We start from the raw sequence: 19,590 nt of genomic DNA on the forward strand, positions 1-19,590 counted from the left end.
TGGGTACCTTGCAAGAATATGATAAATACTGTGAGCACTTAGAAAGGCGGCGAAAGCATTTCAAACAAAGTTGCCAATTCTTCGAGTAAACCTATTGTTTCCTCATTATATCTTTGCACCGCATTCGCGGTGGGTTGATGCTGCGTCAATTTGTGCATATAACCACTTAAAGCAAACAAACCAAGCTAATCGAACACAAGTTTCCCCCTCAATAGCCACTGACTAACCTCAACATGAGTAATGCCTGATTGAAGAGCAATCCTTAGTGTTGTAACTTATTGATTAATAATGGGTGGCTATAGTTAATTTTTTAGCCAACTATAAATTTCCTCTTATTGAGGCGTTAAATTGCAAAGGAGTTTGGATGACATTATCCCCAAAAGGATTTAATGAGGTAGCTGTGAAATATGCTTACCTGAAAAAATCATTCATTATTTCAACTGTTGTTCTTATTGTTCTCTTCTTTATATTGAGCAACATTAATCATCAAAATCCATACCTATCATTTATCGCTATGTTAGCTGCAATATTAGGGGCTGAGGCATTCTTCATTGCTGGCTTTTTGCAGTACTTCGGAAAGCTCGATTCAAGTATCTCAACAAATCCGTTTTGGTATTCTGTAACTGTGGCTAAAGAGTGGCTGGAGGTTGTAATGTTTGTTGTTTTGCTTTTAATGCCTCTTGCAATGGCTGTTATGTTAGCTTATGGAATATAAATGCAACTTAATAAATAAGGATAGGCAGCGCCTTCGGTGCCGGATGCACTATCACGTGCCGGTTATTGAAGCGTTAGGGTTCCTAGTCAGATAATGAGAATAGTAGAAGCTCTGGGCATAGCATTGCTACTGAGTTTAGCGACAGCATGTCATAGAACTCCAATGTACAGCCCATGCGGTGGTTCGGTAACTGAGGGCAATATATTTGTGTATCTTGAGTCCAGTGGTTTAGTTCGAATAGGTGAGGAGATTTATTCCAAAGATCTGTTTCTACGGATTCACGAACACTTAAGTGAAACATGTGAATCGGTAGCTGTAATGCTTGTTGCTGATACTGATGTGGCACATAAACAAGTCTATGAGCTTAAAACGGAACTAGAGAGCCTAAAGGCAGGGTTGGAAGTTGAGTAACCCTAATCCGGTAGCTAAATTAACTCTGCCACTACAGTGTAACCTATGTCTTCGGACAAAGTGTTTACTATGTCCCAGGTCTATATACTCAGCCCGCTCTCCCTGCTAAACAAAAAAGCCCTCGAATTCGAGGGCTTAGTTAATTCAGTAAGATAGGGGAGTTACTGAACTAATTCTTGGTCTGTGAACACATTGGCAAATAATGCCGATGATAAGTAACGTTCTGCTGATGACGGCAGGATCACCACAATTTGCTTATCTGCAAATTCAGGCTTGGCAGCAATACGGTTGGCGGCAACGACGGCAGCGCCAGAAGAGATACCGGCTAGAATGCCTTCTTCTTCCATTAGGCGTTGGGCCATCTCGATGGCTTCCTCATTGGTGACTTGTTCAGTAGCATCAATCATTTCTAAATCTAGGTTGGCTGGGATAAAGCCTGCGCCAATACCTTGGATTTTGTGTGGACCTGGTTTTAGCTCTTCACCAGCCATTTTTTGGCTGATCACCGGTGAGTCTGTTGGCTCTACTGCCACTGAGGTAATGGCTTTACCTTGTTTGAGTTTAATGTAACGGCTAACACCAGTGATGGTACCGCCGGTACCTACACCTGCAACAAACACATCAATGTTGCCTTCGGTGGCTTCCCAAATCTCAGGGCCTGTGGTTTGCTCGTGAATGGCTGGGTTGGCAGGGTTTTCAAATTGCTGCAGCAATACGTACTTTTCAGGATCAGAGGCTTGAATTTCAGCGGCTTTATCAATCGCGCCTTTCATGCCTTTGGCACCATCGGTCAGCACTAGGTTGGCACCTAGGGCCTTAAGCAGTTTACGGCGCTCAAGGCTCATTGTGTTCGGCATAGTTAGGGTCAGTTTGTAACCACGGGCGGCAGCAACAAACGCAAGGGCAATACCTGTGTTACCAGAGGTTGGCTCAATTAACTCTTTATCTTTAGTTAAGATGCCGTCTTTCTCAGCTTGCCAAATCATATTGGCGCCAATACGACATTTCACACTAAAGCTTGGGTTACGTGATTCAACTTTTGCAACGACGTTACCGTTACTGACTTTGTTTAAACGAACCAGTGGGGTTTGACCAATCGTCAATGAATTGTCTTCGTATATCTTGCTCATTTGTGGCAGCTCCTTGTCTAAATAGGGTTCACTTTGTGCTGTAGTGAATAACTCTATAATATTCAACTTAGTGCAATTAGGAAAAGCCGCTTAGTTATCGTATATTCAATTTAGTTATATGCATATGTGCTACCTTTGCATGTACTTGTCTAAAGTATTACGCTTACGATAATGGTCAACCCACATTGCAGTGGCGCCACAGACGGCAACAGGCATTACGATGGCATTCAGGATAGGTACCATTGTGAGTAGGTTTACTGCTAGGCCAAAGCTCAAACTTTTGCTTTTATTTTCCCCAAGCTGTGATTTCATATCGGTAAAAGAGACTTTGTGATTATCAAAAGGAAAATCACAATACTGTATGGCGTACATCCAACAGCAAAAAACTAACCAAATGACTGGCGCTGCGGTTTGCCCTATAACCGGTACCCAAAAAAGAACTAAACAAAGGATAGCCCTTGGAACCCAGTACTTTAATTTTTGCCATTCGCGGCCAAGTACTCTAGGTAGATCTTTGATTACTTCTAGCAAAGACCCATTATTTTTAACACCTAATAAATGCTCTTCTACTTTTTCGCTCAATAAGCCATTAAAGGGGGCGGCAATTAAATTGGCAACAATAGAGAAACTCGCTCCCATGGTTAACAGCATTAAAATGATAGCCAGTGGCCATAGGATGTAGGTAAGCCAAGTTAAAAATTCAGGTACGCTTTGTTCAAACCAAGTCATGGTCTGTTCAAGGTAACCAAATAGGTGATAAAAACCGGCAATAAAGATAATGACATTGATAGTGAAAGGGATGGCTACAAATGGCAATAATTTAGGCTGTTTAATTAAGTTGAACCCTTGAAAAAAGTAGCGAGCGCCTGATTGATGCATAATGGTCGATTTCTTCAGTATTTAAAAAGGCATTGTTGCTTGCAATAGTCGACTTGGCAAGGGAAAAACTGTTACATAAATACCGGTAAATGTAACGATTGATTGAAATGCTCTCAGTTAAACTTTTTATACTGGTTTTTTGGCTCATTATATTGTTAATATGGTGTACTAACTAAGAACCATTTTAGAGTTTATTTTTCGCAAGATGCGACTGAAGCAAATAAAGTTAGCTGGGTTTAAATCTTTTGTTGACCCAACTAAAATACCCTTTCCCAATGCCTTAACTGCTATTTTAGGCCCTAACGGATGTGGCAAATCGAATGTGATTGATGCCGTACGTTGGGTATTGGGTGAAAGCTCTGCTAAGAACCTGCGTGGCGATGCCATGACAGATGTCATTTTTAATGGTTCAAATGCTCGTAAACCCGTTTCCCAAGCCTCGGTTGAGTTGGTGTTTGAAAATACCGATGAGCGGGTGAGCAGTCAGTATGCTAATTACAATGAGATTTCGGTTAAACGTATGGTTAACCGTGAGGCTCAATCTTTCTATTTCTTAAATGGTAATAAATGTCGTCGTAAAGATATTACCGACCTGTTCATGGGTACCGGCTTAGGGCCTCGCAGTTACGCCATTATTGAGCAGGGCATGATTTCACGGCTGATTGAATCTAAGCCCCAAGACTTAAGGGTGTTTATTGAAGAGGCCGCGGGGGTTTCGCGTTATAAAGAGCGTCGTCGTGACAGCGAAAACCGTATTCGCCATACCCGTGAAAACCTAGAGCGTTTAAGCGATATTAGATTAGAGCTTGGTACTCAGCTTGATAAATTAAAACGTCAGGCCAATGCCGCTATTCGTTTTAGAGAATTAAAAGCTCAAGAACGCAGTGAAACCCATCAGCTCCATGCCCTGCGATGGTCTGAACAATCTTTGATGCAGTCTGAGATTGAAGCCCAACTGCAACAGCAACTGATTCAAGTTGAAAGTTACAACCAAAAATTGACCGCCATGCTTGCAGGTAATGTTGATGCTGAACAACAAGGGCATCAACTTAGAGACAGCGAGCAACAGCTACAACAACAAATTTTTACCCTAGCTTCAAAAATTAATGAACTAGAACAGCATGGTAAGCATCAAAAACAACTGCAAGAAAGGTTGAAAAACGAGCTCAGTCGAATTGAACAACAGCAGTTATCCCATGAGCAAAACAATCTTAACCAGCAACAGCAGTATGAGCTGTTAGCCGAAGAAATTGATATGCTTGAGCCTGAATTAGAGATGCTAGAAGCACAACTTGAAATGCAGGCTGAAACCTATGAAGTTGAAAAAGAGCAGTTTTCACTAGAACAAGAGTCTTTTGTTGGCCAGAAACAGCAGTTAGAAAGTCTGCGTAAGCAAGTTCTTCAGTGGCAAACACAAAAGGCTCAAGGGGAGGCTCAGTTAAATCGCTGGCAAGATACAGTGTCTCGTTTGGCTGCCGACAACCCGAATAATCAGCAACAGCAATATGCTGACGCCGCCGATGTGGCCGCTTTAGAAGCTCACATTGAAGCTCTATATGGTGAGCGCAATCAATTGCAGCAAAGCAAACAGCAATCGGGTGAACGTCAACAACAATTGCAGATCCAGCTCCGAGAAGCACTAAAGCAACTTTCCTCTCAAGAGGGGCAGCTAACTGCCGTTGAAAAACAAATGGCGGCATTGCAAAGCTATGATGGACCTCAGGTTTTTCAATTTTTAGAATATGACAAACAGTGGCGTAAAGCGATTGAAGTGGCATTAGGACCGTTATTGGAAGCTCCTGTAAACCAGACCGGTGGTGAGGGTTTTAGCCAGGGCTATGACAGTGATTTTTCTCAGTTAATGAGTGAGGTCAACCTTAAGCCGTGGTTACAGCATACTCATTTTGTTGAAACGGCTGAAATGGCCCAGCAAAAATTGCCGCATCTAAGTGATCATGAACGAGTCATAACCCAAGATGGTCAACAATTCTTTAAAGGTGGGCATTTAGCTCAGCCGCTGGCGGCACAATCTCTACTCGAACTGACTGAAAACCAACAGCAGTTGCAACAACAGGTACATCTGAGCGAAGCCTTAGTGGAACAACTTCAAGCTCAATTAGAAGCATTAGAATCTGAATTTACCCAGATAAATAGCGAGCTTGAGCCACTGAAAAATAAACTTAATGAGCAACAGCAGCAGCTCAAACAAGTGCTTTGGCAAAATCAACAACTTGAACAGCAAAAGCAGGCCAATGCAGCTAAAACTGAAAAATGGCAGCAAGACTTTGAGCAGGCTCAATTACAATTAGCCACTGCTGACGAAGCGTTATTACCCATAGAGGAAGCGCTAGAGGAGGCTTTAGAACAGTTGCAATCCCTTGAAGATGCCATTAGCGCTAAAGAAGCTTTGTTTTCCCAGGCTCAAGCAAAATTACAACAGTTGCAAGATGCTAAGCAGGACTATCAACAGCGTTTCGTCCAAATGCAGGCTAAATTGACCCAGTCAAAACAGTCTTTAGCGTTATTGAAAACCGCTCGTGAGCAACAATCTGAACAATCAAATATTTTGCAAGAGCAGGCCTATGAGTTGCAAATGCAATTGGAACAGGCTTTAGAACATCAGCCACAGCAACAACCAGAAACACAAGACTTACTCGAGCAAAAAATAGAATTAGAGCAACAGCTGACTAGCGTTAGAGAGCAAATAAGTGAACTCGAAGCCAGTCGTCGTCAAGCGGCACTTGATGAGCAAGAGTTGCGTAATAAACAGCAACAATTGCTGCAGTCCATCTCGGATCTAAAGGTAAAACGTGAGGGCATCAAAACCCAAGCAGATAATTTCTTACTCGAACTTAAAGACGCTAATCTGAATGTTGAACAAGTGCTGCAACAGGCTCAAGGTAAGAATGTAAATCAACTCGCCAGTTCGATTGAACAAGTTAAGCAAAAAATTGCTCGACTAGGTGCGATTAACCTAGCCGCAGTAGAAGAATACGAACAGCAGTCTGAGCGTAAACGTTACTTGGATGAGCAAGACGCTGACTTGAATAAGGCTTTAGAAGCACTTGAGCAAGCGATTGCTAAAATTGACCGAGAAACTCGGGCTAAATTTAAAGAAACCTTTGAAATGGTAAATGCCGGTTTCCAAGAGTTGTTCCCCAAAGTATTTGGTGGTGGCCGTGCCTACCTTGATTTAACCGAGCAGGATTTATTGACCACAGGGGTGACCATTATGGCGCAACCCCCAGGTAAACGTAACGCCACCATTCATTTACTTTCAGGTGGTGAAAAAGCGCTCACGGCACTGTCTTTAGTGTTCGCAATCTTTAGGTTAAATCCAGCTCCATTTTGTATGCTTGATGAAGTTGATGCGCCTTTGGATGATGCTAACGTTGGCCGTTTTTGTCGCTTGGTGAAAGAAATGTCGAGTACTGTACAGTTTATTTATATTTCCCATAATAAAGTTTCAATGGAAATGGCTGAACAGCTTACAGGGGTGACCATGCATGAACCAGGCGTGTCTCGAATTGTAGCAGTAGATATGGAACAAGCATTGGCGTTTGTAGATGCCGTGTAAAGGAAAAAGTTATGACCGATCTTGAAATCGCTATTTTAATTATTGGCTTAACGGCGATAATTGCCGTAATGATCCATGGAATTTGGACGCTTCGTAAGCAAAAAATCTTTAATAGCCATCAGCACACAACGACTAAAAGAAAAGCAACCGACTCTGAACTTGGTGTTAGTGACGTTCGTGTGGTGGGGGAAAACAAAGCCAAAGAGCAATTGATTAAACAGAACTCTTTAGTTGAAAATCCACAAAATAATCGTGCCAAAGATCTCCATATCAAAGTAAATAAAGCACCAAAACTCGATTCAACGGTTACCGCTAAGGCTGATGTAATCGAGCAATTGGAGCTGAGTTTGGATGAAGCAAAGCAAGAACCAGTGTTTGATATAGAACAAGTATTGCTTGATGAACAGCAACAACCAAAGCAAGAACAAAATTTCGACTTTGAGGATGAGGTCAGTCACAGCGAACGTGAAGCTTTATTTAATCAGCACAATAATGATGAACCGCAGCAGCCAGTGGCCCCTGCACAGTCCAATATTGTCGAAGCTACGCCTGTTAATGTTGACGAAGCTACGCCTGTTAATGTTGACGAAGCTAGGCCTGCTAATATTGTCGAAGCTACGCCTGCTCATGTTGACGAAGCTAGGCCTGCTAATGTTGACGAAGCTGCACCTGTTAATGTCGACCAAGTCGCGCCAGCGAATGTTGCCAAACCTGCGCCCGAGAAACCAGTTGAGCCGCAAATATTACTATTAAGTGTTCATGCCCAAGAAGGCAAAATCCTTGATGGTAAAGAATTGTTGCCGCTACTACTGGAGTTAGGTTTGAAATATGGTGATATGGATATATTCCATCGATACAGTGATGTGGCCGGTCAAGATGAGGCTCCGGTGTTTTCTGTGGCAAATATGATTAATCCTGGTACGTTCGACCTAGATTCTATGGATAAATTTACGACTTTAGGCGTGAGTTTCTTTATGGACATTGCTGCTGTGAATAATACTCATGCCCGTTTTAATGCAATGCATAAATCCGCACAAATTTTGGCAGATGCCCTAGGTGCAATGTTACTTGATGATAAACGTCAGCCACTCACCGAAGGCAGCTTGGCCAATTATCATCAGATCATTGACCAAGTCACATTGTCTGCAGCCCAATAGGGCTGCTTTTTGGTTTTAAGCGCTGTGCAAAAGCCCAGTCGTTGTAACAAAAGATATTGAAATGACAGATATTCAACTACAAATTCAGCAATTATCAAATACTTTAGAGCAACATAATTATCAATATTATGTTCTTGATAACCCAAGCATCCCAGATGCTGAATACGACAGGCTATTGAGGCAGTTACAGCAACTAGAGCAACGCTACCCAGAGTACGCCAGTGAGCATTCACCAACCCAAAAAGTAGGCGCCCAAGCGTTATCAAAGTTCTCTCAAATAGAACATAGAATGCCAATGTTGTCTTTAGATAATGCCTTTGATGACAACGAGTTTTATGCCTTTGTAAAGCGCGCGGAAACGGCAGTTGGGCAAGTACAATTTTGCTGTGAGCCTAAATTAGATGGGTTGGCGGTGAGTTTAATTTATCGTAACGGCAAATTAGAGTCGGCAGCTACTCGCGGTGACGGCCGTGTTGGTGAAGACATTACCCAAAATGTTCGAACCATTAAAAACGTGCCGCTGTCGTTAGTGGGGGATGATTTCCCCGCTGTGTTAGAGGTTCGCGGTGAGGTGGTGATGCCAACCGCAGGTTTTGAAGCCCTCAATGCCCGCGCCATTGCTAAAAATGAAAAGACTTTTGTTAACCCACGTAATGCGGCTGCAGGAAGCCTCCGTCAATTAGACTCTAAGGTGACGGCCTCAAGGCCACTCGCATTTTATGCTTATTCACTGGGAGTTGTGGAAGATCAGCAGCAGCCGTTAGCCGATACCCATTATCAGCAACTACAGCAATTAAAAGCCTGGGGTTTACCTTCTTCAAAGGAAACTAAGCTGTTAACCAGTGCTGAAGCGGTATTAGATTACTACCAAGACATTGGCGAGCGCCGCAGTAACCTAGGCTACGACATTGACGGTGTGGTGATTAAAATTAATTCACTGGCCCAACAACAAACCCTAGGGTTTGTGGCCAGAGCTCCGCGCTGGGCGATTGCCTTTAAGTTTCCTGCTCAAGAAGAAATGACCGAGCTATTAGACGTTGAATTCCAAGTCGGCCGTACCGGTGCCATTACCCCTGTTGCCCGCTTAAAGCCGGTATTTGTTGGTGGTGTGACGGTATCGAATGCTACCTTACACAATGCCGATGAAGTTGAACGTTTAGGGGTTAAAGTCGGTGATACGGTGATTTTACGTCGTGCTGGTGATGTGATCCCACAGATTGTGTCCGTTGTTGAAGCCAAGCGTGAGGGTAAAACTTTAACTGACATTGTGTTCCCCACTGAATGTCCAGTATGTGGCAGCTCGGTTGATAAGCAAGAGGGCGAAACCATTAGCCGTTGTAGCGGTGGTTTATTCTGTCAGGCCCAACGTACTCAAGCTATCCGCCACTTTAGCTCACGCAAAGCGTTAGACATTGACGGCATGGGCGATAAAGTGGTTGAGCAACTGGTTGCCAAAGAAATGGTGAAAACCCCGGCCGATTTGTTCGAGCTTAATGCTTCTATGGTCACCACCCTAGAACGTATGGGGCCAAAATCGGCGGCCAATCTTATTGCCGCCATTAGCGCAGCTAAAACCACTACCTTAGCTAAGTTTTTATACTCGCTAGGTATTCGTGAAGTGGGTGAAGCCACCGCAGCTAATCTTGCCAGTCACTTTAAGAGCCTCGAAGCGATTGAAAATGCGACAGTCGAGCAACTGTTGGAGGTAGACGATATTGGTAATGTGGTGGCCGAGCATATTCAACTGTTCTTCAGCCAAGCTGAAAATATTGAAGTGATTAATAAGCTGATTGCAAGCGGCGTTAACTGGCCAGCCATTGAAGAAGTGGCAGCCGATGCACAGCCTCTGGCAGGGCAAACATGGGTGTTGACCGGTTCTTTAAGTGTTCTAAACCGTAATGACGCTAAGGCTAAATTACAACAATTAGGGGCTAAAGTGGCAGGCAGTGTCTCTAAGAATACTGACTGCGTAGCGGCAGGCGAAAAAGCTGGTTCCAAGCTAACTAAAGCTGCTGAGCTTGGCATCAAGGTGATTGATGAACAAGGCCTGATCAGCATCTTTGAACAATATGGGGCGTAACGCCTAAGCAAAAGCCAGCTCAAATTGAGCTGGCTTTTTTACAGCGACTTTATGCTATTGAGGAGTTGCTGCAGGTATTGGTGGCCGCGGCGTTGGCAAAAGACAATATTGCGCTCAGGTACCGCTTCACTGTCTATTGGTCCACTTAAAGCCAGTTCCATCGCATGTTCGTCGATTAAGTGTAAGGTTGGCCACGGGGCCCGATTAGTGAAATTTTGAGGATCTTCAGGATCAACATCAGCAAAACAGTAATCTGGGTGAAAGTGAGCTATTTGTACCTGTCCTGTCAGGCCCATTGGCGCTAACATGGCATCACAGTAATCAATCAACTCTAAAAAGTCTTCAAACTTGGTAAAGCCATTATTGAAAATCAATAAGCGGCTTTCAATTTTGGGGTCTTGTGCCAATTGATGGGCATGGGTCAGGGTGGCCTCTAGCGCTTCATCTAAGCTGCTGTGCTCACAAATGTGATAATCCAAGCCTTGTTGTTCTATTGACGGTTTAGCAAATGGGCAAATATTAAACTTCACAATAAAAGCCTCTACCCACGCTTTGGTTTGTTTATAAGGGCAAGCCATTTAAAACTCCACTTCAATGCCTTTGTGTTCAGAAAGGCTAACCGTATTTTTTTGCAAAAATAAGATAAAGCTCTCAGCCATGTTAATCGGTAGCGTCAATTTACCTTGGTTATTTAATAGCGCTTGATAACCCTCTTTACCCGATGCGGTATAACTTGAACAAACAATAAAATAGTCTTGCTGTGGCTGTAGTGGCTGCCAGTCATCATTACGCCAAATTTGAATGCTTAAGCGCTGCCCCATGGGGGCATTCCCTCGATAGTGATATTTGAGGTTATAACAATAGGGAAAGCTGCCGGTGCCTGTACCCTGTACTCCGTTGTTATAAGCATGATCAATGGCGCTTTCGAGTGCCTGAGTTAAATGCTGACCTGAAATTTTTAAGCGCACAAGCGGGATGGCAAAGGGCAGTATTTTGCCGGCGATGTCTGCTTCGGTAACACTGCCGGCAGGAATTGAGTTTCTTACCCCTCCGGCATTATGAATGGCTGCATCAATTTTGAAACCATTGATTTGACAAGCATAGTAAAACCCTTGCGCGACAATCGGTGCCAGCGTACTGCCCTGGGGCTTGCTTTTACTTGGCAGTCTTTGGTGACAAAGGGAGACAGGGAAAAAGTCGATAGCATTTCGACTCATGTCCTCTATCACCGGCCGATAATGTAATTCCAGTTGTTTCTCAATTTCCCCTACGGTACTGATTTCAATAATGTTTTCCATAGCATGGAGCTGATGGATTTTGTCAGGAGTAGCAGCGCACCATTTATTGGCTCGTTTAATTTTATAAGGAGGCGCCACTAAAAAATAATTGTTACCTGCAACTTTGGTAACTTTACCTGATTTATCAAATTGAAATTGCCCATGCCCCAAGACTTCTGCGTATTTGCCGGCATGCACGATAACGGCGTCATTGACCTTTTCTGCGTACGGTAAATGTGTGTTAAATCCAAGGGGACGAAGATCGCCTTGCTGGGTATGGCTATGGCCGCCAACGATCAAACTGATCCCGTCTACTTGCTGAGCCAAAATTCGATCATCCACAATACCTAAATGGCTTAATACGATGATGTGTTTGATCCCTTGCTGATGTAAGTGCTTGATTGTTGCCTGAGCAACTTGAGCTGCATTATGAAATTCCGTGTCAGGATCAGGGGTTGCAATCTGTGGCATGTGTTCGATGGTCAAACCAACAATGGCGAGTTTGGTATCATAGAAATCTTTAATTATATATTTAGCCCGTTGTTGCTGGTGATCATAGTCGTAAAGGTTTGCTAAGCCCTTTAATGGATATTCTTTGGGTTGTTCGCCACTTAAATCCATATTTCCCGCCAAAATTGGAAAATTGACATCGGCTGCAAACTTAGCAAATTCTTGATTGCCACCATCAATATCATGGTTACCAATAACCATGGCATCAGGTTGCAAAATATTAAGTAGATGTGAGTTTGCCTTACCTTTAAAGTAAGAAAAATATAAGGTTCCCTGAAAACAGTCTCCGCCATGAAGAAATAAAAAGGGGGTATTGTCTTCATTAGCTTGATGCGCTAATTGGTTTTTGTACTGTTCGATACGATTATAACCACCTGTTGTGGTTTGTAGTTGATAACTGTGGTCGTTATCTTTTAAAGTAAAACGAATTTCACTCGGATCAAAATGTGAGTGAGTATCGTTGATATGAGCAAGGGATAACCGGTAATCCAAATAACTCTCCAAAAAACAATCCCTGATGAATAAGGCAAGGTTAGCACACCCACACTAGGAAGTAATGAATAAATGACAGTATCAATTATGCCCCTTAAGCAGCAGCATTGGCCACTATTTTACCAACTAAGAAGCAACAAAAAATTACACTTTTATGTCACTGACAGCCTCGATTCTGAAGAACAACTTGCAGAACTTTTTGATGAATGTCTTAATCATGCAGAAACTTTCGAACAGTGGCAGCAGCTGCAGCAATTAGGCTTAATTCCAATGGCTTTATTTGATGCATTAATACCCAGACAATTTGTCGATTTTACTATTTATGAAAATGATAAAGCAGTAGGTATGATTGCCTTTAAAATTATTGACCCAGCCAGTCGCTTAGTCGAAGTGGGTTACTTAATTGATGGTAAGCATCAGGGAAGGGGAATTGCCACAAAGGCGCTGCAACAGTTGTTACTCCTTTTAAAGTCATTTGATGTTCATAAAGTGATGGCCCATTGTTACAGTGATAATCTGGCATCATTGAAAGTATTGGCAAACACCGGCTTCAGCCAAGAGGGCTACTTAAAGCAACACCGTTTTATGCATCAGCAATGGTTTGATGACGTTATTATGGGAAAATTAATAAATTAAAAACGCCGCAGTGGCCATGGCGGTTATCCAAAACCCCTAAGCTGCGGCTTAGGGAGTTTTTAACTTGATGTTGTGATCATTGAAATAATGATTAGCATGGCTTTGTAAGGGCAAGCCCTCTGGGCAAAAAAGCGATGTAGACTTCACCTCAACCGTTATTATCTACATCGCTCGCGAGTAAGAGAGCTACACAATAGCGCGGACTTTTACAACGTCGTAATGGCAGGATGGTTTAGATGACATACCATCTTTGAAACGAATGAGCTCGCTAAGCTTATTGCGCCACTAGACTTATGCTCAAGTCATGCTCTATTGATTCCCTTCTATCATTAGCGCTTAGTCAGTTATTTTTTGGCCAGCTTCAGGGTCGTGATAAGCGGCTAGTGATAATTCACCTTCACTTTTAGCAACAATGACAGAAGCGACAGTATCACCACTAATGTTTACCGCTGTTCTTAGCATATCAAGTAGGCGATCAACACCAATAATTAGGGCAATACCTTCGACCGGTAAACCTACCTGTTCAAGTACCATAGCCAACATGATCATGCCAACACCAGGCACCCCAGCAGTACCGATAGAAGCTAAGGTTGCCGTTAGAATAACCATTAGGAAATCCATCATGCTTAAATCGATACCCCAAACTTGAGCAATGAATACAGTTGCTACACCTTGCATAATAGCCGTGCCATCCATATTCACCGTCGCGCCTAATGGCAGCGTAAAGGAGGCAATTTTATTATCAACGCCTAAACGATGCTCAGCATTACGCATAGTAACTGGTAATGTGGCATTGGAACTTGCGGTTGAGAAAGCAAATAGCTGCACATCTCGCATTTTACGAAGGAAGATGACAGGAGACAGGCCAGTAAAGCCTTTAAGCAGAGCAGGGTATACTACCCAGCCATGAATGATAAGCACACCAGCCACGACGAGGAAGTACTTAAATACGCTAGCAAAAGTATCTGTACCTAAACCAAGAGCTAATTTTGCCATAAGAGCAAAAACGCCATAAGGAGCCATTGCCATGATTAGGCTAACCACTTTCATAACCACTTCATTTAGGTCATTAAATAGTGTTCTAATACGCTCGCCTTTTTCGCCAATATGACTAATTGCAAAACCGAAGATCACTGAAAATACGATAATTTGCAGCATGTTACCTTCAGTGAACGCCAGAACTGGGTTCGTTGGGAAAATATTGATGATCACTTGGGCTAGGCTTGGCGCTTCTTTGGCCACATAAGTCAGACCTTGTGTCGCCATTGTTGGATCACCAGGTTGAATTAACAGGGTAAAGCCCATCGCTAACGAGATGGCAATGGCGGTTGTGAACAAGTAGAACGAAATCGTTTTACCGCCCAGTCGACCCAGTTTTGAAGGGTCAGCTAATGAGCTGGTACCACAAACCAGTGACACAAATACCAAAGGTACCATTAGCATCTTAAGACATGAAATAAAGATGCTGCCAATAACATGGAACACACCCATGGTTAGGTATTGTTCAATTAACTCACTGCCTGGAAATAGGTTTCGCAGTAACAGTCCTAGACCAATACCTGAACCCATACCTATTAATATTTTAGCGGTTAAGCCTAATTTTTTATCTTGGCTCATTTAATAACCTCTTAGTTTTTGTAATTTGGCAGAAGCCTATCAAGATTGCGACTATTATTAAACTTTTGTTCCGCTTTAATTCCATTAAAAGTTTAATTTAAGTTAAAAGGGTGTCAAAAATGATGTTAAAAGAAAGCAGTCTGTTAATTTCCTAAAGTGAGCAACATTGGAAGATTGTGCAATACTTTAAAAAGCTTGGTAGAGATGGAATGTGGTAATGAAAACGTGGTTACTTAGCTTCAGCCTGATATTTTTGGTCGCTTGTGGTGGTTCTGGTGATGACAGTCTAACGAGAAGTGGTGGCGGCACCTCGGTTCCGGTCGTAACAGACAGTTATGCCATTTCACTCACGCTATCGGATAATAATGGCCAAGCGGTCACTGAAATCTCTGCAGCAAATCCGGCGACAGTAAATGCCTACTTAACCAAGAATGGCGCCCCCTATGCCAATCAAATCGTCACTTTTAGTGCTGACGCACTGGTACGTATTACTCCAGAGATTGGTACCGCTATTACCGACACCAATGGCATGGCTAAGGTGACCATTAATGCTACTGATATTGCTGGAGCCGGTAAAGTCTATGCCGAAGCTTTTGGGGCAACCAGTAATATCGCTTTTGCTTCAGTAGGTGATGCGAGTATTAGTGAATTTGCTATTAGCCTTGATTTACAAGATCCCCAAGGTTTCTCGAGTCATACCACCAGTGCCAGTTCCCCTTTAATAGTTACCGCTACTCTAACGCTCGGTGGCGCTCCAGTTGCGAATGAGGTTGTCACCTTCAACCTTGCCAGTATCGGTCAGTTAAACCCCAATAGTGGCACTCGCCTTACTGATAGCGCTGGTAAAGCCACTATCGAATTACAAGCTGGTGACATTGAAGGAGCAGGGGAAATTTCGGCCACTGCTAAGGGCACTCAAGTGAGTGCATCTTTTGCTAGTTTAGGTGATCAGTTAGCCCAGCAAGGCTATCAATTAAGCCTAAGGCTTACCAATGACCAAGATATCGATATAACCCAAATCAGTGCCGCTAATCCAGGTTTTGTAAAGGTAAGTGTAAATTTTGAAGGGGAGCCTCAAGCTCACCAGTTAGTGAGTTTTGCCAGTGAGTTAGGAGAGTTCGCCTCAGAACGTGCCACCGCACTTACTGACGAAAACGGCTTGGCACAAATGAAATTGTTTGCCGGTACTGTCGAAGGTGCCGCAGAGATCATTGTCAATGCAAATGGTGTAACCAACCGCATCGCATATGCAACTCTGGGGGATGGACAAGCGGTAAACAATGATTACCAATTGCAGGCACAACTCCTCAATAAAGCAGGTACTCCTACTAATCAAATATCTGCAGCACAACCTGGGGTGGTATCGGTAACGCTGACCAAAGCGCAAGTACCTGTTAGTAACGCTGTGGTTAATTTTGCCATTAGTAACATTGGTTTACTGACGCCAGAGTCGGGGAGTGCTTTGACCGATGCCAATGGCCAAGCCAACATCACCTTGCTTGCTGGCGAAAATCCCGGAGCAGGGACGGTAGTGATCACCTCACAGGGACAATTAACCGAGGTTAATTATGCCAGTGCAGGCGATGGTGGCAGTCAGACTGTACAAGTGCAACTTGAGCTGGTGGATGAGTTTTATAATCCAGTAGGGAATGTCAGTGCTCAAAATCCGGCAAAAATTGTTGCTACGGTGACAGGTCAAAGTCAGCAAACCATCGTTAATTTCTCAACATCATTAGGGCGCTTACCTATCACCTCGGCGGTTACTAACGATCAAGGTCAAGCAGAAGTCACACTCTATGCTGGCGATGTGTTCGGGGCAGGATTAGTCGAAGCTACCACTTTGGAAGGTTACAGTGCCACAACCATTGTTGTGATCGGTGCCACCGAAATTAAAATGGGCTCAGGTGACCCCTTTCAATCAGGCCTCGCAGAAGTGAGCTTAGAGACATTATCAGCAGGGGGAACTGCGACCGTTAGTGTTGATCTCGTTGATGGTGATAATAACCCCTATTTAGAGCCGGTTGAGGTTAGCTTCAGCTCCAATTGTGCCAATTTAGAGCCTGCCGAAGCGCGAATATCAAGCCCGGTATTTTCTGTGAATGGACAAGCGACCACGACTTATTTAGCCCAAGGTTGTGTGGGTGATGATCCTATTAATGTTAATGCTAATGCCGGAGGGGTGAATTTATCGGCTGCAACTTCAATAAACGTACTCGCAGCAAGTGTTGGTTCAATGGTATTTGTATCAGCAACCCCTGAACAAATTGGTATTTTGGGTACTGGCGGGGTTGGCAGTGCAGAAAGCTCTACTTTATTATTTAAAGTGCTTGATAGTAATGGCAATCCAGTCGCCAACCAAGACGTTCAATTTTCCTTAAATACTGAAGTTGGTGGCATCCAAATTAATCCAACCCAAGCGACCACCAATAACCTAGGGTTAGTACAAACCGTCGTTAATAGTGGTAGCGTGGCGACCTCGGTTAGGGTTTTAGCGCAAATAGTGGATCTCACTCCGGGAGTGTTCAGTCAGTCAAGTAATCTTGTCATTTCAACCGGTATTCCTGACCAAGATTCAATTTCTTTAAGTGCCTCAATATTAAACCCTGAAGCTTGGAATATTGACGGAACGAGTGTTGAAATTACCGCAAGATTAGCTGATGCCTACAATAACCCGGTACCTGATGGGACGGCGGTATCGTTTACTACCGAAGGGGGGGTAATTGAACCATCTTGCCTAACGAGTAATGGCAGTTGCTCAGTGATGTGGACCTCAACCGAACCGAGGCCGGTGGGTAATCAACTTATAAACAGTGTGGGAGAATTAGTTTTTGAACCTCAAACCAGCAATTTCTTAGGACAAAGTTATGGCGGTCGAGTGACCATTCTGGCCACAGCCATTGGTGAAGAATCTTTCCCAGACAGTAATGGTAATGGCCGCTTTGATCAGTCTGAATTTAGTTTATTTAGCGGTAATGATATTAGTGGGGATCCTTACGATCAGGCGGAGGCCTTTGTTGATTACAACGAGGATGGCGTATTTAACCCAGCTGTCGCCGGTGAAACAGGTGGTGACCTAGAAGAGTTTTTAGACTTTAACAATAATGGAAGCTTTGATAGCGCTGATGGTCATTATAATGGCGTATTATGCTCAATTGATGTGGCTAATCCTTATTGTGGTGCCGCGAAAACGATAAATGTTAGTGACTCATTAGTGCTGGTTATGTCTGGCAGTACTGCTTATAGCAGTGTGCCAACGATTATTGATAATCAGGGAAGCAATGTGGATGATGACATTAATGTAGACATTGAGGGCAGTGGCAGTATTTCGATGGTGCTGTCGGATCTACACAATCAACCCCTAGCCGCAGGAACAGTAGTTGAAGCCTCAGTTAATGTAGGCAGCGTAGTGCCATCTTCTTATACCATTAACTCGACTAATTATAACGGTGGCATAGCTTATACTTTTGATGTGTTCGGTTCGGCAGAAGCAGAAGAAGGGAACTTGCTGATCCAGGCGACGACACCCAATGGCACCACCACGTTATTACATAATATAAAAATAATTGTTGGAGCCCCGTAGCGTGAACTTGGGGCTCGATAGCAAATCAGTTTTGTTGGAAAGGGTAAATGGATCCAAGTCCCATAATTTGGGTTAATTCATCTAGCGCCTGTTGACATTCTAGGTAGAGTTCAAAGTCCGCTAAATCTGCGGGGGTTAGATGATCACGGTAATGCTTTTCAACCCAATTGGTTAAAGCAAGATAATTTTCATCAGTTAGCCAAGAGCCTGAATTTACCCCTTGTGCTTGCTGTTGGTTCATTTCTACTCTTAAACGTAAACACGCTGGACCTCCGCCATTAGCCATGGATTGTTTTACTTCCACATAGTGGACATGATTGATACTGGCATTGGAGGCTTTAAGTTCTTCTAAATATTGATGAACGGGCAATATATCGTAACACTGGGTGGGAGCGATTAAGGTCATATTACCTTTTTCACCAATCAGTTGTGTATTAAATAAATAGCTTGCCACAGCTTGCTCTACGGTGACTTTATCTTGCGGCACTTTGATGAGTTCTAGTTGGCCATTTAATTGCGGTGAATGCTCTATAAGCTGTAATTGTGATGGATCAGTGAATGCTTGCTCATGGTAAAAGAACACATTTTGATTGGCGACACTTATCACATCATTATGAAACACACCCTGATCGATGACTTGAGCTGATTGCTGAAGGTAAATTGCTTGTTGTGGGTTTATTTGGTGCTTCCTAGCGATTGTTTGTGATGCCATCAGGGTTTGTCGAGCAGGATAACGCTTTGGCGCCAGAGATGGATTTTGCTGGTCAATACCGTAAACGAATACATTCAGTCCGGACTTACCATAACCTAGGCTTAAGCGATTGTGGTTTGCAGCCCCTTCATCGCTAAAATCAGGATGCATTGGCAGTGGACGATGATGGCTAAAATAATGAGCATCTTTGAAGGTTGCTTGTAAAATCTTGGCGGTTGTTGGCGCCTCAATGCTACGGTGAAATTGACTTAATAAATTAGCTGGAGTGAAGTGTATTTTACCATCACGGCTGTCACAACTTGGGGTAACGGTAGCGGCATTAGCTGTCCACATACTTGAAGCAGAATAACAATTTGCGAGAAGATGGGGAGCTTGCTTTGCTGCTTGTGCAATGACTTGCTGTTCGCTACCATAAAAGCCTAATTGTTTTAGGGTGGAGACATCTGCTCTTGCTTGTGGTGCTAAAATTCCTTGCTGAAAACCTAAATCTCTGACAAACTTTGCTTTTTTTAAGCCCTCAAGTGCTGCAGCTTTAGGGTTTGAAGCTTTGTTGGCACTGGCTTGAGAAGCGAGATTACCTGGCGCTAGGCCTGCATAGTTATGATACGGGGCAACTAAACCATCGAAATTGGCTTCAAAGTAATTGGTGCTCATTATACGTCCTTATAGAGTACTTCATGGTCAAAACAGATTCTATTTGGCATGTTAATGAAAGTAAACAAGCATTTATTTTTGTTGTGCTAATGTTAATTGTGACTGTTTTTTTAACCAAGATGACATTAAATTACCAGTTTTAATCAAGTAAAGCTTGCCACAG

General features: G+C 43.3%; 13 protein-coding genes. 7 read left to right on the top strand and 6 right to left on the bottom strand.

Translation table 11 applies throughout. From position 1 onward, the window contains the following. Positions 1-364 precede the first annotated feature (364 nt). The gene (locus GFB48_RS03160; protein ID WP_163931051.1) at positions 365-715 is read left to right on the top strand and encodes a hypothetical protein; all 351 of its coding nucleotides are present in this window, start codon (positions 365-367) and stop codon (positions 713-715) included. A gap of 162 nt (positions 716-877) precedes the next feature. Further along, positions 878-1,126: a hypothetical protein gene (locus GFB48_RS03165; protein ID WP_163931053.1), complete on the top strand. Its 249-nt coding sequence runs from the start codon at positions 878-880 to the stop codon at positions 1,124-1,126. Between the two features lie 161 nt (positions 1,127-1,287). Here GFB48_RS03165 and cysK read toward each other — a convergent pair whose 3' ends face one another. Continuing rightward, positions 1,288-2,256, bottom strand: a complete 969-nt coding sequence (gene cysK, locus GFB48_RS03170) for a cysteine synthase A (protein ID WP_163931055.1) — start codon at positions 2,254-2,256, stop codon at positions 1,288-1,290. 129 nt (positions 2,257-2,385) lie between these two features. After that, a complete protein-coding gene (gene cysZ / locus GFB48_RS03175; protein ID WP_163931057.1) occupies positions 2,386-3,135 on the bottom strand; it encodes a sulfate transporter CysZ in 750 nt (249 codons plus the stop codon). Positions 3,136-3,340: 205 nt separating this feature from the next. On the opposite strand from cysZ, the gene GFB48_RS03180 reads away from it, so the two are divergent. The 3 genes from GFB48_RS03180 to ligA all read left to right on the top strand — a co-directional run bounded on the left by GFB48_RS03180 (position 3,341) and on the right by ligA (position 9,949). Next, entirely contained in the window at positions 3,341-6,712 is a 3,372-nt protein-coding gene (locus tag GFB48_RS03180; RefSeq protein WP_163931059.1) for an AAA family ATPase, read from the top strand. Positions 6,713-6,723: 11 nt separating this feature from the next. Beyond that, positions 6,724-7,869 (top strand): cell division protein ZipA, encoded by a 1,146-nt coding sequence (gene zipA / locus GFB48_RS03185; RefSeq protein ID WP_163931061.1) that lies wholly within the window; start codon positions 6,724-6,726, stop codon positions 7,867-7,869. A 61-nt stretch (positions 7,870-7,930) separates the two neighbouring features. Then, on the top strand, positions 7,931-9,949 hold the full coding sequence (gene ligA, locus GFB48_RS03190) for an NAD-dependent DNA ligase LigA (protein WP_163931063.1): 2,019 nt from the start codon (positions 7,931-7,933) through the stop codon (positions 9,947-9,949). A gap of 38 nt (positions 9,950-9,987) precedes the next feature. Here ligA and GFB48_RS03195 read toward each other — a convergent pair whose 3' ends face one another. Next, on the bottom strand, positions 9,988-10,527 hold the full coding sequence (locus tag GFB48_RS03195; RefSeq protein WP_163931065.1) for a DUF1415 family protein: 540 nt from the start codon (positions 10,525-10,527) through the stop codon (positions 9,988-9,990). Continuing rightward, positions 10,528-12,228 (bottom strand): bifunctional UDP-sugar hydrolase/5'-nucleotidase, encoded by a 1,701-nt coding sequence (locus GFB48_RS03200; RefSeq protein WP_205597671.1) that lies wholly within the window; start codon positions 12,226-12,228, stop codon positions 10,528-10,530. Between the two features lie 72 nt (positions 12,229-12,300). On the opposite strand from GFB48_RS03200, the gene GFB48_RS03205 reads away from it, so the two are divergent. Then, on the top strand, positions 12,301-12,864 hold the full coding sequence (locus GFB48_RS03205) for a GNAT family N-acetyltransferase (RefSeq protein ID WP_163931068.1): 564 nt from the start codon (positions 12,301-12,303) through the stop codon (positions 12,862-12,864). Positions 12,865-13,200: 336 nt separating this feature from the next. Here the strand turns inward: GFB48_RS03205 and GFB48_RS03210 are convergent, their stop codons facing one another. Further along, positions 13,201-14,481: a dicarboxylate/amino acid:cation symporter gene (locus GFB48_RS03210; protein WP_163931070.1), complete on the bottom strand. Its 1,281-nt coding sequence runs from the start codon at positions 14,479-14,481 to the stop codon at positions 13,201-13,203. Positions 14,482-14,698: 217 nt separating this feature from the next. On the opposite strand from GFB48_RS03210, the gene GFB48_RS03215 reads away from it, so the two are divergent. Then, the gene (locus GFB48_RS03215) at positions 14,699-18,061 is read left to right on the top strand and encodes a hypothetical protein (protein ID WP_163931072.1); all 3,363 of its coding nucleotides are present in this window, start codon (positions 14,699-14,701) and stop codon (positions 18,059-18,061) included. A gap of 25 nt (positions 18,062-18,086) precedes the next feature. Here the strand turns inward: GFB48_RS03215 and astB are convergent, their stop codons facing one another. Further along, positions 18,087-19,427, bottom strand: a complete 1,341-nt coding sequence (gene astB, locus GFB48_RS03220; RefSeq protein ID WP_163931073.1) for an N-succinylarginine dihydrolase — start codon at positions 19,425-19,427, stop codon at positions 18,087-18,089. Between the last annotated feature and the right edge of the window lie 163 nt (positions 19,428-19,590).

The organism is Paraferrimonas sp. SM1919, assembly GCF_010993985.1.
GTDB lineage: Bacteria > Pseudomonadota > Gammaproteobacteria > Enterobacterales > Shewanellaceae > SM1919.